At 67.4% G+C, this 14,458-nt stretch carries 11 protein-coding genes; 7 read left to right on the top strand and 4 right to left on the bottom strand.

Annotated elements, in window-relative coordinates:
- Window positions 1–69 precede the first annotated feature (69 nt).
- The 3 genes from BM282_RS13625 (at window position 70) to BM282_RS13615 (ending at window position 2,990) form a co-directional block, all read left to right on the top strand.
- Window positions 70–1,296 carry an HD domain-containing protein gene (locus BM282_RS13625; protein WP_089881993.1) on the top strand — a complete coding sequence of 409 codons (1,227 nt, stop codon included), beginning with the start codon at window positions 70–72 and terminating at the stop codon, window positions 1,294–1,296.
- Between the two features lie 77 nt (window positions 1,297–1,373).
- Window positions 1,374–2,387: an amidohydrolase family protein gene (locus tag BM282_RS13620; RefSeq protein ID WP_089881991.1), complete on the top strand. Its 1,014-nt coding sequence runs from the start codon at window positions 1,374–1,376 to the stop codon at window positions 2,385–2,387.
- A 96-nt stretch (window positions 2,388–2,483) separates the two neighbouring features.
- The gene (locus tag BM282_RS13615) at window positions 2,484–2,990 is read left to right on the top strand and encodes a universal stress protein (protein ID WP_089881989.1); all 507 of its coding nucleotides are present in this window, start codon (window positions 2,484–2,486) and stop codon (window positions 2,988–2,990) included.
- Between the two features lie 21 nt (window positions 2,991–3,011).
- Here the strand turns inward: BM282_RS13615 and BM282_RS13610 are convergent, their stop codons facing one another.
- Together BM282_RS13610 and BM282_RS18955 are read right to left on the bottom strand one after the other, a co-directional pair.
- Window positions 3,012–4,028 carry a biotin--[acetyl-CoA-carboxylase] ligase gene (locus tag BM282_RS13610; RefSeq protein ID WP_089881988.1) on the bottom strand — a complete coding sequence of 339 codons (1,017 nt, stop codon included), beginning with the start codon at window positions 4,026–4,028 and terminating at the stop codon, window positions 3,012–3,014.
- Window positions 4,029–4,150: 122 nt separating this feature from the next.
- Window positions 4,151–5,599, bottom strand: coding sequence for an eCIS core domain-containing protein (locus BM282_RS18955; protein ID WP_139229732.1), 1,449 nt, complete (start codon window positions 5,597–5,599; stop codon window positions 4,151–4,153).
- Between the two features lie 186 nt (window positions 5,600–5,785).
- Here BM282_RS18955 and BM282_RS13600 point away from each other — a divergent pair, with 186 nt between their 5' ends.
- Window positions 5,786–6,340, top strand: coding sequence for a maltose acetyltransferase domain-containing protein (locus BM282_RS13600; RefSeq protein WP_089881985.1), 555 nt, complete (start codon window positions 5,786–5,788; stop codon window positions 6,338–6,340).
- Between the two features lie 32 nt (window positions 6,341–6,372).
- Here BM282_RS13600 and BM282_RS13595 read toward each other — a convergent pair whose 3' ends face one another.
- Window positions 6,373–8,172: an acetyl-CoA carboxylase biotin carboxylase subunit gene (locus BM282_RS13595; RefSeq protein WP_089881983.1), complete on the bottom strand. Its 1,800-nt coding sequence runs from the start codon at window positions 8,170–8,172 to the stop codon at window positions 6,373–6,375.
- 197 nt (window positions 8,173–8,369) lie between these two features.
- Between BM282_RS13595 and asd the strand changes: the two genes are divergently transcribed.
- Complete coding sequence (gene asd, locus BM282_RS13590) at window positions 8,370–9,404, top strand: aspartate-semialdehyde dehydrogenase (RefSeq protein WP_089881981.1); 1,035 nt, start codon at window positions 8,370–8,372, stop codon at window positions 9,402–9,404.
- A gap of 211 nt (window positions 9,405–9,615) precedes the next feature.
- On the opposite strand, the gene BM282_RS13585 is transcribed toward asd, so the two are convergent.
- Window positions 9,616–10,581: a D-2-hydroxyacid dehydrogenase gene (locus BM282_RS13585; protein WP_089881980.1), complete on the bottom strand. Its 966-nt coding sequence runs from the start codon at window positions 10,579–10,581 to the stop codon at window positions 9,616–9,618.
- Window positions 10,582–10,729: 148 nt separating this feature from the next.
- Here BM282_RS13585 and BM282_RS13580 point away from each other — a divergent pair, with 148 nt between their 5' ends.
- Both BM282_RS13580 and BM282_RS13575 read left to right on the top strand, forming a co-directional pair.
- Window positions 10,730–12,574, top strand: a complete 1,845-nt coding sequence (locus tag BM282_RS13580) for a sensor histidine kinase (protein ID WP_089881978.1) — start codon at window positions 10,730–10,732, stop codon at window positions 12,572–12,574.
- Between the two features lie 110 nt (window positions 12,575–12,684).
- Complete coding sequence (locus tag BM282_RS13575) at window positions 12,685–14,064, top strand: NAD(P)/FAD-dependent oxidoreductase (RefSeq protein WP_089881977.1); 1,380 nt, start codon at window positions 12,685–12,687, stop codon at window positions 14,062–14,064.
- The last annotated feature ends 394 nt before the right edge of the window (window positions 14,065–14,458 follow it).

The raw sequence follows: 14,458 nt of genomic DNA, 5'->3' as shown, positions 1-14,458 counted from the left end.
CGCGGACGGTACCGTTTCGTCACGTTCGACCTCCGACGGTTTTTATCCGAAGACGGCCGACGTTCCTCCATGACGACCATCAAGGACAGCGTCCACGACCACATCGAGGTCGAGGGCGTCGCCGAAGCCCTCCTCGACACCGAAGAGATGCAGCGTCTCCGGCATATCAAGCAGTTGGGGACGGTGCAACTCGTCTACCCCTCCGCGAACCACACGCGGTTCGAGCACTCGCTGGGCGTCTACCACCTCGCCTCCCGCGCCCTCGGTCACCTCGGCATCGAAGGTGTGCAGGCCGAACGACTCCGCGCGGCCGCCCTCCTCCACGACGTCGGTCACGGCCCGTACAGCCACAACATCGAGAGCGTGACGCACCGCTACACCGGCAAGTACCACGACGACGTCCACGAACTCATCGCGACCGGGTCGGTCGGCGACGTCCTCCGCGACCACGACTTAGACCCCGACAGAATCGCCGACCTCGTGGCCGGCGAGGGGAAGTACGGCCAACTGGTGTCGGGTGAGTTGGACGTCGACCGGATGGACTACCTCGTGCGCGACGCCCACCACACGGGCGTCCCCTACGGCACCATCGACCACGAACGCCTGATTCGCGAACTCACGTTCGTCGACGGCGAACTCGTCTTGGACGAGGGGAACGTCCAGACGGCGGAGTCGCTGCTTCTCGCCCGCGCGCTGATGAACCCGACCGTCTACCAGCACCACGTCGCCCGTATCTCGAAGGCGATGCTCAGGCAGGCGACCGAACGCCTCGTCGCGCAACCCGACCTCACGGCCGAGGAACTCCGCCGGATGGACGACCACGACCTGCTTGCGGCCCTGCGGATGACGCCCGAGACGCGTGTGTTCGCCGACCGCCTCGGGAGTCGCGACCTGTACAAGCGCGCCGTCTGGGCCGAGATGGACGCCGTCCCCGACGACGTCATCGACGCCGACCACGAGACCCTCCGGGAGTTCGAGGTCGACATCGCAGACCGCGTCGGCGTCGACGCCGAGTCCGTCATCGTCGACGCCCCGGCGCGCCCGTCGATGACCGAGTCGAGTTCCCGCGTGATGGTCTCCGGCGAGATACGCCACCTCGGCAAGCAGTCGCCACTCGTCTCCGCCCTCCGGACGGCGCAGAAACAGCAGTGGCGCTTCGGCGTGTACACGCCGGGCGGAGAGGCGGACGCCGTCGGCCGCGCCGCCGTCGAGACGATGGGTCTCGACATCGACGGCGCACTCGTCTCGGACGTCCGTCACGGCGTCCACAAGACGCTGGACGAGTTCGCCGAGTGAGGGAGAGACCGGGGGACGCGACGACCGAACGGTGCCGCGGTCGGGAGTTTCAACACGGTCCGCGGCGACTGACGAGTATGCACGTAGAGGGAACTATCCTCCGCGGCCGCGACTTCGACCCCGTTCGCGGCCGCGTCGTCGTCGAAGACGGCGAGATAGCGGCCGTCGAAGAAGCCGACGTCGACTCCACGGACATCGTCCTCCCGGCGTTCGTCAACGCACACACCCACATCGGCGACTCCATCGCCAAGGAGGCCGGCGCCGGACTGTCGCTGGATGACCTCGTCGCGCCGCCGGACGGCCTGAAACACCGCCTGCTCCGCGCGGCGAGTCACGAAGAGAAAGTCGAGGCGATGCGCCGGTCACTGCACCTGATGGAGGAGACGGGGACGGCCACCTGCATCGAGTTCCGCGAGGGCGGCGTCTCGGGCGTCGACGCCATCCGCGAGGCGGCGAACGGACTCGACATCGACCCGGTCGTTCTCGGCCGGGAGACGGCCGACGCCATGCGCGTCTCCGACGGGTTCGGCGCGTCGGGCGCGCGAGACGCGGAGTTCGGTGACCTCCGCGAGGCGACGCGCGAGGCGGGCAAACTGTTCGGCATCCACGCGGGCGAACGCGACCCACACGACATCACGCCCGCCCTCGACTTCGAACCGGACTTTCTCGTCCACATGGTCCACCCCGAATCGGACCACTACGACCGGGTCGAGAGCGAGGAGGTTCCCATCGTCGTCTGCCCGCGGTCGAACCTCGTCACCGGCGTCGGCGTCCCGCCCGTCCGCGAGTGGGTCGAACGCACCACCGTCGCCCTCGGGACGGACAACGTGATGCTCAACTCGCCGTCGATGTTCCGCGAGATGGAGTTCGCGTCGAAACTCGCGGACGTCTCGGCCGAGGCGGTCCTCCGGATGGCGACGGTCAACGGCGCGGAGATAGCGGGACTGAACTACGGCGTCGTCGAGGAGGGGAGACCGGCGAAGCTCCTCGTCTTAGACGGCGACTCGGACAATCTCGCGGGCGTGAAAGACCCCGTCCGCGCCGTCGTCCGCAGGGCCGGTCACGCCGACGTGAAGCGCGTCGTTCTGTAGTCTCTCCCCACGTCTCCCCTCGTACCCTTTCGTTTCGTAATATATTCGGTGGATAGTATTAAGCCGCCGAGACTGATAGTATGTGACGAGTTACCAATGATGTACCAGCGTATCCTCGTTCCGACGGACGGTTCGGCCGGGTCGGCACGCGTCCTCGAACACGCCATCGGCCTCGCCGCGGTTCACGGGGCGACGGTGTACGCGCTGTACGTCGTCAACACCGGGAGTTTCGCCGGACTCCCGATGGAGTCCTCGTGGGAGGGGTTAGACGAGATGCTCCGCGAGGACGCCGAGGCGGCGATAGCGGACGTCTGCGACGTGGCCGCGGAGTCGAACGTCCCCGTCGAGACGTGCATCGTCGAGGGGACGCCGAGTCGCGAAATCGTCCGGTTCGCCGAACGCGAGGACTGTGACCTCGTGGTGATGGGGACGCACGGACGCGGCGGTATCGACCGACTCCTCCTCGGGAGCGTCGCCGAGAAAGTCGTCCGCGCGTCGAAAGTTCCCGTCCTGACGGTCCGCGTCGGCGAACGCGACGACGCGGAGAACGGTTCCGAGGCGGAACGAGAGGCGGACGTCGACGCCGGCGTCGAAGCCGACTGAGCCGAGCAGTACCCGCTACCGCTACTCGGTCGCCGGACGGAGGTGTTCGCAGTCGCCCGCGTGGACGACACGCTCTCCGTCGTCCGTTCGGACGACGAGTGCGCCGGGGACGCGCACGTCCACGGCTTCGCCCTCGACGACGCCGTTCTGCGTCTCCACTCTGACGTACTGCCCCAGCGTCGCCGCGTGCTCGCGCCACGCCGAGAGGATGGTCTCCGGTTCTTCGGTCACCGCCGCGAACGTCTCCAGCAGTCGCTGGACGAACACGCGTCGGTCCACGTCGCCGACTTCGTCGCGGACGCTCGTCGCGCCCGGCGGTAACTCCGCGGCGTCGACGTTGAGGTTCACGCCGATGCCGACGACGAGCCACGACACTCTGTCCGCCTCGCCCTCCATCTCCGTGAGGACGCCCGCGAGTTTGCGGCCGCCGCGGTCGGTGGCGGGTCGTGCGCCGCCCTCGTTCGCTTCGCTCACGAGGAGTTCATCAACCTCCGTTGATTGGCCCTCGTTCGCTCCGCTCACGAGGACGTCGTTCGGCCACTTTATCGACGCGTCGACGCCGGATTCGCGGGCAGCGCGCACGACGGCGACGGCGGCGGCGAGCGTGTACAGCGGTGCGTGCGCGGCCGGAATCTCCGGACGGAGGACGAGACTCGCCCAGACGCCGCCCGACGGGGCGGACCACTCGCGTCGCAGTCGGCCGCGACTCCCCGTCTGCTCGTCGGCGACGACGACGACGTCGGACGCGCCGTCGGCGGCGAGTTCCCGTCCGCGGTCGTTCGTGCTCCCGACCGAGTCGTGGTACTCGACCTCGTAGGGCGCGTCCAGTCCGAACTCGACGGCCGCCGCGCCGTACGCGGGGACGTCGGTGACGCGGTAGCCGTCGTCGCCGCTCTCGACGCCGAACCCCTCGTCTCTGAGCGCTTCGACCTGTTTCCAGACGGCGGCGCGAGAGATTCCCAGTCGGTCGGCGAGTGCCGGGCCCGTCGTCGGCCCGTCGGCGAGTGCGCGGAGGAGGGCGCGTCGCGTCTCGTTCATACGCAGAGAGAGTCGTCGCGAGCAGATGAATCTCGGGGATTCCCCGTGCCCGGCGTGAGTCGACCGGAACCGAGACGACGTCGGGATGGTTCCGAAGCCGAGCGACCGCCCGCACCTCGGTCTCACCGCCGGCCGCGTATCGTCTTCTCGTCGGACGGTTCGACCCGGTACGGGAACGAGCGGTCGCCTGTCGCGCACACGCTCACGCTCAGGACGTCCGGAACGGCGGTTTCGCGGGGGGTGGCTGGCTCGCCGGTAGCCGTCCGCGCAGCGTAGAAGTCGACGACGGTGTCCTGGTCGGCCCGCGGCATCGCCGCGAAGTCGACGGGAGCGCACTGCTGGAGGAAGGACCGGAGGTTGGAGACGAACGTGCTCGGCTGCTGGAACCACGACTGCTGCGACCCGAAGTACGCGCCCAACGCGTTCGACGTCGTGTCCTCCGGTGCGAAACGCGACTGTGGTTCCGCGCTCAGTTCGTGTTCTCGGCCCTTCTCGGTCGCCGTCTCGTTACTCGCGACGACGCCGATGTACATGAGTTGGTAGAAGTGACGCATGTCGATGAGCCCGCAACGACAGGTGAACAGGTAGCGGTTCGACAGCCTCCCCTGGCTGCCGGACTCGGGGGTCGTGAGCGCCTCCCACGCGCCAACTCCCTCAGCGGCGGCGGTGAACCGTCCCCATCGCATCAACCCCAGCGACGTCTCGTCGGCCAGTGTCTCTGCGGTCTTCACGACGTCGTCGACGTTCGAGATCTGGCCTCGCTCGCCGCGGGTGAACCGGCGGAGTGTGGCGTAGGCTCCGCCGTCCCGCGACAGGGTCGGGGTCCCGCCGGTGGCCACCGTCTCGGCGGCGCGTTCGGCTTCGCGCTCGAACTTGTCGTCCGCCGGCCCGAGTTCGACGCGCGCTCGGGTAGGGGTTCGGGAGGCGTCGCGCTGTTGGACGACGTGAGAGAGCTCGTGCGCCAGCAATCGCCGGCCAGCGTCCGTGTCCGGGCGGTAGTTTCCCCTGGCGAAATGGATGTCGCTTCCGACGGTGAACGCCTCCGCGTTCAGGCGTCGGTTCGTGCGGGCGGCCTGCGGCCCATCGTGTATCCGAACGCGGCCGAAGTCGTGACGGAACCGACGCTCGAAGTGCGACCGGGTGTTTTCCGAAAGCGGCCGCCCACCCGCCGAAACCGAGCCGATGGCCGTTGAGAGCGCCTCCGTCTCCGCGCCCGCTCTCACTTCGCGGGCGGCGTCGGCGACGGACCTCCGGAGCGTCCGCTCGCAGTCGGGGCAGTTCAGTGGCTTCCCCGCTCGCAGCAGCCGTCGACACCGAGCGCACAACGGCGGGGACCGCTGGGACTCTGTCCGGGGGCTCGGACCCTCCCGTCCTGTCGACTCGGCCCGCCGGAGACGAACGAGTCGCTGGACCGCCTGATTACCGAACTGACGGTCGGCCCGGCCGACGGCTCCGCCGTTCTTCGGCTGGAACCCTGCGCGCTCGCGGTCGCTCCGTTCTCCACCCGGACTCCGCCCCGAACGGACCACTTTCGACGTCCGTCCCTCCTTTTCGAGCTGTCTGGTGTGCATCGTTCTCGTCACCGGATTCGCCTCCGACACCGCCGACCCCACCACCGGATTACCGTACGGAATTCGACGTGAACAGGCATAAGCACAGTTGCACGCCGGGGGGAGTGTAAGCCAAGCAGGGACGACAGACGCGTGGTGGGTCCGCAAAAGACCTAACTCCTCTTCAGCCGTCCGAAGACCCGAACGATGCCCTCCGAGAAGGAGAAGATGCTGGCGGGCGAGATGTACGACCCCTCGGACCCGACGCTGGTCGAGGAACGGCGTCGCGCGCGGCGTCTCACCCGCGAGTACAACGCGACGCGCGAGGACGAACCCGAACGACGCGAAGCCATCCTCAGAGACCTGTTCGGGTCCGCCGGCGACAGTCCGTTCGTCGAACCGACGTTCAAGTGCGACTACGGCTACAACGTCCACGTCGGCGACGACTTCTTCGCGAACTTCGACTGCGTCTTTCTCGACGTCTGTCGCATCGAGTTCGGCGACGAGTGCATGCTCGCGCCGGGCGTCCACGTCTACACCGCGACGCACCCGCTCGACGCCGACGCGCGGATGGCGGGCGAGGAGTACGGCAAGCCCGTCACCGTCGGCGACAGGGTGTGGTTCGGCGGGCGGGCCGTCGTCAACCCCGGCGTGACCATCGGCGACGACAGCGTCGTCGCCTCCGGTGCCGTCGTCACGCGGGACGTACCGAGCGAAGTGGTCGTACAGGGTAACCCCGCGGACGTCGTCAAAGAACTGTAAGCGGTCGAGTCGTGCGGTTCTCCGGTCTCCAGTTACTCTAAGACAACCAGCACGTCGCCCATGTCGACGCTCTCGCCCTCACCGACGAGGACCTGTGCGACGGTGCCGCCGCGTTCGGCGACGACGTCGTTCTCCATCTTCATCGCTTCGAGGACGCAGACGACGTCGCCGGAGGACACTTCGTCGCCCTCTTCGACGTCCACCGAGAGGATGGTCCCCTGCATCTCGGCGGTTATCTGCTCGCCGTCGCCCTCGATGACGACGTCGTCCTCGTCGTCTTCGGTCGCCACGTCGGGACGCGAGCGAGTGTTTCCGCCACTGCCGCCGCCCGAGGGCGTCGGGATGGCGGGCGCGCCGCGTTCTTCGAGGCTCACCTCGAAGCGCTTGCCGTTCACCTCGACGGTGAAGTCGCGTTCCGTGACCTCCTCGTCGTCGTCCTCGCTCTGCGAGTCGCCCGGACCCCACTTCTCGACGGCCCGTTCGATTCGCTCTTTGTCGAGTTCCTCGTCGAGGTACTTCGTCGTGTGCTCGCCGGCGCGGAACTTCTCGTCGGTGAGCATCAGTCGGTGGAACGGGATGATGGTGTGGAACCCCTCGACGACGAACTCTTCGAGGGCGCGTTCGGAGCGTGCGAGACACTCCTCTCTGTCTCCTGCGGTGACGATGAGTTTGGCTATCATCGAGTCGTAATCCGTCACCAGGTCCTCGCCCTGTCGGAGGGCGTCGTCCATGCGGACGCCGATGCCGCCCGGCGGGTCGTACGTCTCCAGTTTACCGCCCGGCGCGGGCGAGAAGCCGTTCGCGGCGTTCTCCGCGTTGATGCGGAACTCCATCGCGTGGCCCTCGACTTCCACGTCGTCCTGCTCGAAGGCGAGTTCCTCGTCGGCGGCGACGCGCAGTTGCCACTTCACCACGTCGATGCCCGTCACCTGTTCGGTGACGGTGTGTTCGACCTGAATCCGGGTGTTGACCTCCATGAAGTAGAACTCGCCGTCCTCTACCAGAAACTCGACCGTCCCGGCGTTCGTGTAGTCGGCGGCGTCGACGCCCCGACGGGCCGCCTCGCCGATGCGTTCTCTGAGGTCGTCCGAGAGCGCCGGAGAGGGGGCCTCCTCGATGACCTTCTGGTGACGGCGCTGGAGCGAGCAGTCGCGTTCGCCGAGGTGACGGACGTTGCCGTGGTGGTCCGCGAGAATCTGGACCTCGATGTGTCGGGGCGCTTCGAGATACTTCTCGACGTAGACGGAGGCGTTGTCGAAGTACGCCTCGCCCTCTCGCTGGGCGGTCTCCAGTTGCTCTTCCACCTCGTCCTCGCTGTGGACGACCTTCAGACCGCGGCCGCCGCCGCCGCCCTCCGCCTTGATGGCAACCGGGTAGCCGTACTCGTCGGCTATCTCTTTGACCTCGTCCGGCGACTCCACGGGGTCCGTCGTCCCCGGGACGACGGGCACGTCCGCCTCCTGCATCAGCGCGCGCGCCTTCGTCTTCTCGCCCAGTCGTTCCATCGCGGCGGCCGAGGGGCCGACCCACGTCATCTCCGACTCCTCGACTTTCGCGGCGAACGCGGCGTTCTCTGCGAGGAAGCCGTACCCGGGGTGGACGGCGTCGGCACCGGCCTTCTCGCCGGCTTCGATAACCGCCTCGTGGTCGAGGTAGGAGTCCGCCGCGCGCGCGGGCCCGACGTTGTACGCCTCGTCGGCGTAGCGGACGTGGCCCGAGTGCTTGTCGGCGTCGCTGTAGACGGCGACGGTTCGGACGCCCAACTCCTTGCACGCTCGCATGACGCGAACGGCGATCTCTCCTCGGTTGGCGACGAGAACCTTACTGAACATTTACGGGAGTATTCCCGAAGGTGGCACCTCATTCTATCGGTTCCGAACCGGAGTTAATTCGCCACTCGGCAGACCCGTGAGGCGACCGAGTGGACGAACGTCCGTTCTTCCGCCGAAACTGACGTCCGATACGAACGTTCGTGAAATACGTCCCCAATCCAAACGGCCTTATGCGTGTGCCACGGAAAAGCACGCCAATGGCAGTACGAGTCGGTATCCTCGGCGCGACCGGTGCGGTCGGACAGCGATTCATCCAACTTCTCGACGACCACCCGACCTTCGAACTCGCGGCGCTGACCGCGAGCGAGGAGAGCGCGGGCAAGACCTACGCGGAGGCCGCGAAGTGGCGCGTCAACGCGCCCATCCCGGACGAGGTCGCCGAGATGGAAGTCGGCGCGACGACGCCCGAAGCCGTCCCGGAGGACGTGGACCTCCTCTTCTCCTCGCTCCCCTCCGGCGTCGCCGCCGAAGTCGAACCGAAGTTCCTCCACGAGGGCTACGTCGTCTCCTCGAACTCCTCGAACGACCGGATGGCCCCCGACGTTCCGCTCACGATTCCGGAGGTGAACGCCGAACACCTCGACCTCATCGAGGTCCAACGCGACGAACGCGGCTGGGACGGCGCACTGGTGAAGAACCCGAACTGTTCGACCATCACGATGGTCCCCACGCTGGCCGCTCTCGACCAGTTCGGCCTCGAAGAGGTCCACGTCTCCACCCTGCAGGCCGTCTCCGGCGCGGGCTACTCCGGCGTCTCCTCGATGGAGATCATCGACAACGCCATCCCGCACATCGGCGGCGAAGAGGACAAGATGGAGACCGAGTCCAGAAAGCTCCTCGGCGAGTTCGACGGCGTCGACGTCGAACTCCACGAGATGGAGGTGGCCGCCTCCTGTAACCGCATCCCGACGCTCGACGGCCACTTAGAGAACGTCTTCGCGGAGACCGAAGACGACGTGACGCCCGAAGAGGCCGCCGACGCGATGCGCGAGTACCCCGGTATCGACCTCCACACCGCACCCGAACAACTGATTCACGTCTTCGAGGACCCCTCGCGACCCCAGCCTCGTCTGGACCGCGAACGCGGCGACGGCATGCAGATTTCTGCGGGCGGAATTCAGGAGACCGAGAACGGGCTGAAGTACAACTGTCTCGCGCACAACACGATTCGCGGTGCCGCCGGTGCCTCTCTCCTCAACGGCGAACTGCTGGTCGAAGAGGGCTGGGTCTAAACCCACCTTTTTCCACACTCGGGTTTCCTCGGACCGCTACACGGTCCTGCGGGAACCCTCGTCGGAAAAAGCTGGACCACTACCAGAAATCGAAGATTTCTGGTCGTTCAGCCAGAACGCTTCGCGTTCTGGCGACAAAAAACGCCGCGACTCGCTCACCCCGTTCGCTCGCCGCGGGACGACCGCTCGCGGTGGAACCGCCGACCGCCGTTCAGACCTGATTCTGTAACTCGGTCTTCCCCTTCCCCAACCGCTCGACGTTCTCCGCGATGATGTCGGCCATCCGTTCCCAGTACTTCGGCGTGTGACCCGCGTTGTGCGGCGTGATGAGGACGTTGTCGAAGTTCCACAGTTCGTGGTCGTCCGGGAGCGGTTCGGGGTCGGTCACGTCGAGTGCCGCGCCGCGGATGGCGTTCCCGCGGAGGGCGTCTAACAGTGCGTCGGTGTCGACGACCGGTCCGCGGCCGATGTTGACGAGGACGGTGTCGGGATGCATCGTCTTGAACGCGTCCGAATCGAGGATGCCCCGCGTCGTGTCCGTCAGGGGGCAGGCGACGACGACGTACTTCGAGCGCGCGAGGGCGTCGTGGAAGCCCGCCTCGTCGTCGAAGCCGACGACTTCGTCCGTCGGGCCGCCCTTCTCGGGCGTGTAGCGGACGCCGATGGTGTCCACGCCGAACGGGTCCAGACGGTCGACGATGGCCTGTCCGATGGCCCCGAGGCCGATGACCGTCACCGTTGACCCCTGCAGTTCGTGGGTCGGGTACGACCGCCACTCGTTGCGCTGTTTCTGTCGCCACGCGACGTGGAATCGCCGAGCGAACGAGAGAATCGCGCCGACGACCTGTTCGGCGATGTTCGGGCCGTGGACGCCCGAGGCGTTCGTGACGGCGACGCCGTGTTCGTTCAACGCCTCCATCGGGAGGTGTCCCGTCCCGGCGAAGACGCAGGCGAACAGGTCGAGGTTCTCCGCCTCTGCGAGGACGTCCGCGTCGATGTTGAACCCCGTCGCGACGGGCGTCTGTTTCAGCAACTCGCGCTCCTCGGCGGGCGTGCGAGCGAGGACGACGTTCTTGTCGGGGAGTCGCTCTCGAAGCGTCTCGGCGTACTCGTCGGCGGAGAGGCCGTGTATCTTCTGTCGAAGCACCACCACGTCCGGCGTATCGTCTGCGCTCATCGTGTGCGAACAGCTACCAGTACCGGCTACAAAGGTCCACCTCATCCGGCGGGCGGTGCCGTCTTCGGCGCGCCCGTCTCGGACCTCGTGTCTCGGCGTTGAGCAAATACGTTAATAACCGAGACGGTAGTTCTCAGACGAACGAGTCGTGTTCACGACGACCACGGAGACGGCGTACGTACTCGCACACCTCTTCTCGGCAGCCGTCGCCGCCGGCGTCGGTCTCTGGGCGACGCGACAGGTCGACGTCAGAGGTTCGAACGCGTTCGCCGCGCTGATGGCCGTGGACACGGCGTGGGTGCTGGCCTCGGCGGTCGAAGTCCTCGCCTCGTCTCCCGACGTCGTCGTCGCCGCGGCGACCGCTCGCGGGGTGCTGTCGCTGACGGCCGTCGTCGTCTGGTTCCGGTTCGCGTCGATATACACCGGGCGGTCGACGCTCCGCGAAGACCCGTGGTCGCTCGTCGTCGCCGCCGTCTACCTCACGCTCGTCGGAGGGGTGTTTCTCTTCCCGCCGGCGTACACGGTCGCCGCGGACGCGCCGTTCGTCCACGCCGTCGCGCGGGTGAACGCCCTGACCGTAGCCGTCATCGCCTTCTCGGCGGCCGGTATCTTCGGCGGTATCGCACGCCTCGGGTCGCTGTTCCTCCGCTCTCGGCACCGCTCGCCGGCCGCCGTCTTCGCTCTCCTTCTCACTGCCGGTGCCGCCACGCTCCCGTCGGTCGCCGCGGAAGCGGGACTCGCTCCCGTCCCGGCGTTCGACCACACGGCGCTCGGTGTCGGCTTCTTCGCCGCCGGTGCGGCCGTCGCGGTGTTCGACAGCGGGTTTCTCACCGTCGACCCCGTCGCCCGAGACATCCTCTTCGACGAACTCGCGGACCCCGTCGTCGCCGTCGACGGCCGGGGGCGACTCATCGACTACAACGCGGCCGCGACGGCGCTGTGTCCCGGTCTCGACGCGAGCGACGCCGTCGGACGACCGTACGCCGACGTCTGTCCGTCGCTCGCCGCCGTCGCCCCGCTTTCGGCGTTCGAAGACGAGTCGACCCGCGCCGCGACGTTCCGGGTCGACGACGAACACCGACACTACTCGGTCCAACGCACTAGGCTCTCGTCGGCCGCCGACGTGGGGTACGCGCTCGTCTTCCGCGAGGTGACCGACCTCGTCGCGTACCGCCGCGAACTGGAACGGCAGAACGAACAACTCGACCAGTTCGCCCGGACGGTGACGCACGACCTGCGCAACCCCCTGAACGTCGCGCAGGGCTACCTCGAACTCGCCGCCGCCGACGTCACGACGGTCACGGCGTCGGCGGACTCCGCCACGGTCGCGACGATTCGCGACCGATTCGAGACGGTCGCTCGGACCCACGGCCGGATGCGCGATATCGTCGAAGACCTGGAGACGCTGGCGCGGAAGGGCAAGTCAGTCGAAGCGACCGAGTCGATGCGCCTCGGCGAGACGGCGGCGGCGGCGTGGCAGACGGTGGAGAGCGACGGCGCGTCGCTCACCGTCGTCCGCGACGGGTGCGTCGTCGGAGACCGGTCGCGAGTCCTCAGCATCTTCGAGAACCTGTTTCGGAACTGCGTGGAACACGGGTCCACGAACGGTCGGACGGAGGCCGACGACGCCGTCGAACGCGGCGCGGAACCGTCGACGACTATCGAAGTCGAGACGACCGAAGACGGCTTTCTCGTCACCGACGACGGGCCGGGTATCCCCGAACGCGAACGCGAACAGGTGTTCGAGTACGGTTACACGACCTCTCGGCGAGGGAGCGGACTCGGTCTCTCCATCGTCCGAACGATGGCGGAGTCGCACGGGTGGACCGTCAGCGTGGACGGGACGTACACCGACGGGGCGCGGTTCGTCTTCGCCGACGTCCTCGCGACGCCCGACGACGCGAGGGGAGACGGAGAGAACGGTGCCGTGAGCGAAGACGGTGCCGCGAACGAAGACGGCGGCGACGGCCGGACGTCGACGGCGGGCGACTGAGCGTTCGCCCGGCGTTCCCGTCGCGGCGACACGCCGGAATCGGGGTACACTGTCGCACGAGCCTCGGTAGTTCACGGGGTTTAATACCGGACCGACGCAGGTGTAGCGACATGGAGCGATTCGACGTTGTGATCGTCGGCGGGGGCCCCGCCGGGTCGGCCGCCGCGCACGCCGCCGCGGAGTCGGGCGCGTCGGCGGTGGTGTTGGAGAAGGGGGTTCCGCGGGCGGACAGACCCGACCGCCTCGGGCCCGACTCGACGGACGCCGCGGGCATCCTCGACTACTGGGTGGACATCATGGGAATCCACCCCGACGAGATGCCCGACGACGTCGTCGTCTCGACGCTCGACCGCGCGGAGTTCATCGGCCCCGAAGAGTCACTCGTCCTCCACCGGACGGGGTTCGACTCCTCGTACGACCACTTCGGCTACTGCATGAACCGCGCGCGGTTCGACGACTTCCTGCGTGACCGCGCCACCGACGCGGGCGCGGAGTACCGCGTCAAGGCGTCCGTCCGCGACGTGGAGACCGACCTCGAAGCGAGTCCGCGACACACGGTCCACCTCGCCAACGGCGACGACGTGAGCGGCGACGTTCTCGTTCTCGCGGACGGCCCCCAGCGACAGGTGACGAACAAGGTCTTAGACCGCTACGTGCCGTTCGACATCACCGACCGACTGGCGACGACGAAGGTGAACCACATCGCCTACCAAGAACACCGTCGCCTGCCCGAGGACGTCGCCCGCGACGTCGAGGGTGCCATCAAGTTCTGGTGGGGCTACATGCCCGGCCACACCGCCTACCCGTGGATATTCCCGAACGACGACAACGTGGCTCGCATCGGACTCACGATGCCCATCGGGATGGACCTCTCGGCGGTCGAAGCCAGAGAGCAGTACGCGCTTCTCCGCGACTCCGACGAGCGCATCCCGCCCGGAAAGGAGTACATCCGTCGCTTGCTCGAACAGGAGTACGGCGACGAGTACGATATCGAGACCGACTTCCCACTCGTCGAAGACCGCGGGAAGTCGAAAGGGACGGAGACGTACGCCATCTCCTCGACGCGACCCATCGACTCGCCCACGGAGGCGGGAATCGTCGTCACCGGCGGCGCGATGGGAGTCACCTCGGCGTTCCACGAGGGTGGCGACCACGTCGCCGTCCGCACGGGCGCTATCGCGGGAGAACTCGCCGCCGACGGCGACCTCTCGCCGTACAACGACCGGTGGAAGGACGCCATCGGCGACGAGGTGCGCCGGAACGTCGCCCTCTCCGACGTCGTCCGCGACTACGGGCCCGACGACTGGGACAAGGCGTTCTCCGTGGCGCGGAAACTGATGGAGGCGAGTTCGGGCGACACGCTGTTCAAGATGAACAACGTCACCGCCGGCCTGACCGCCGCGCGCCTCGTCGCGACGTACAAGAAGACGAAGTACGGCCTGCGCGGCGACCGGTTCGTCCAACTGCACGCCGACGAGTTCGTCGTCTGAGTCGGAACCCCCATTATCCTCGGTGTCGTAACGGCATCTGCACACCACTAGTCCCCGCCCGAGTTGTCCCGTTACGGGAGCGATGAATCGGCGGAGAACCCAGGTGTGCGACAGTACCGGACGCCCGCGCCGCAAAGACGGGCCGCCTGACACGAGGGTTTCCCGGCTGACACGGCACGCCGCCACGGGATGATGCCGGCCGTTAGTGTCTCGGGCGACATCTCCGAATTCACCAGCAGTGGCTTCGCTGTGGACGTGTTCCTGGGGAGCAGTTGGTTCCCGTGTGCAAGTCGTCTCTCGCGACCGAATCGCCGTGCGGAACGTCCGACTACCGCTGGTTGGTAGAGGGGTTCCGAAGCGTTCTGTGCGTGCCTCGAACGTACCTCGTAGGGAG

The sequence above is a fragment of the Halogeometricum limi genome, from assembly GCF_900115785.1.
GTDB classification, from domain to species: Archaea; Halobacteriota; Halobacteria; order Halobacteriales; family Haloferacaceae; genus Halogeometricum; species Halogeometricum limi.
The sequence above is the reverse complement of the archived record's forward strand: the minus strand, read 5'-3'. Positions and strand labels throughout refer to the sequence as shown.

Coding starts and splice junctions, on each gene's coding strand:
- BM282_RS13625 (WP_089881993.1), top strand. CDS start 70: ATGACGACCATCAAGGACAGCGTCCACGACCACATCGAGGTCGAGGGC.
- BM282_RS13620 (WP_089881991.1), top strand. CDS start 1,374: ATGCACGTAGAGGGAACTATCCTCCGCGGCCGCGACTTCGACCCCGTT.
- BM282_RS13615 (WP_089881989.1), top strand. CDS start 2,484: ATGATGTACCAGCGTATCCTCGTTCCGACGGACGGTTCGGCCGGGTCG.
- BM282_RS13610 (WP_089881988.1), bottom strand. CDS start 4,028: ATGAACGAGACGCGACGCGCCCTCCTCCGCGCACTCGCCGACGGGCCG.
- BM282_RS18955 (WP_139229732.1), bottom strand. CDS start 5,599: ATGCACACCAGACAGCTCGAAAAGGAGGGACGGACGTCGAAAGTGGTC.
- BM282_RS13600 (WP_089881985.1), top strand. CDS start 5,786: ATGCCCTCCGAGAAGGAGAAGATGCTGGCGGGCGAGATGTACGACCCC.
- BM282_RS13595 (WP_089881983.1), bottom strand. CDS start 8,172: ATGTTCAGTAAGGTTCTCGTCGCCAACCGAGGAGAGATCGCCGTTCGC.
- asd (WP_089881981.1), top strand. CDS start 8,370: ATGGCAGTACGAGTCGGTATCCTCGGCGCGACCGGTGCGGTCGGACAG.
- BM282_RS13585 (WP_089881980.1), bottom strand. CDS start 10,581: ATGAGCGCAGACGATACGCCGGACGTGGTGGTGCTTCGACAGAAGATA.
- BM282_RS13575 (WP_089881977.1), top strand. CDS start 12,685: ATGGAGCGATTCGACGTTGTGATCGTCGGCGGGGGCCCCGCCGGGTCG.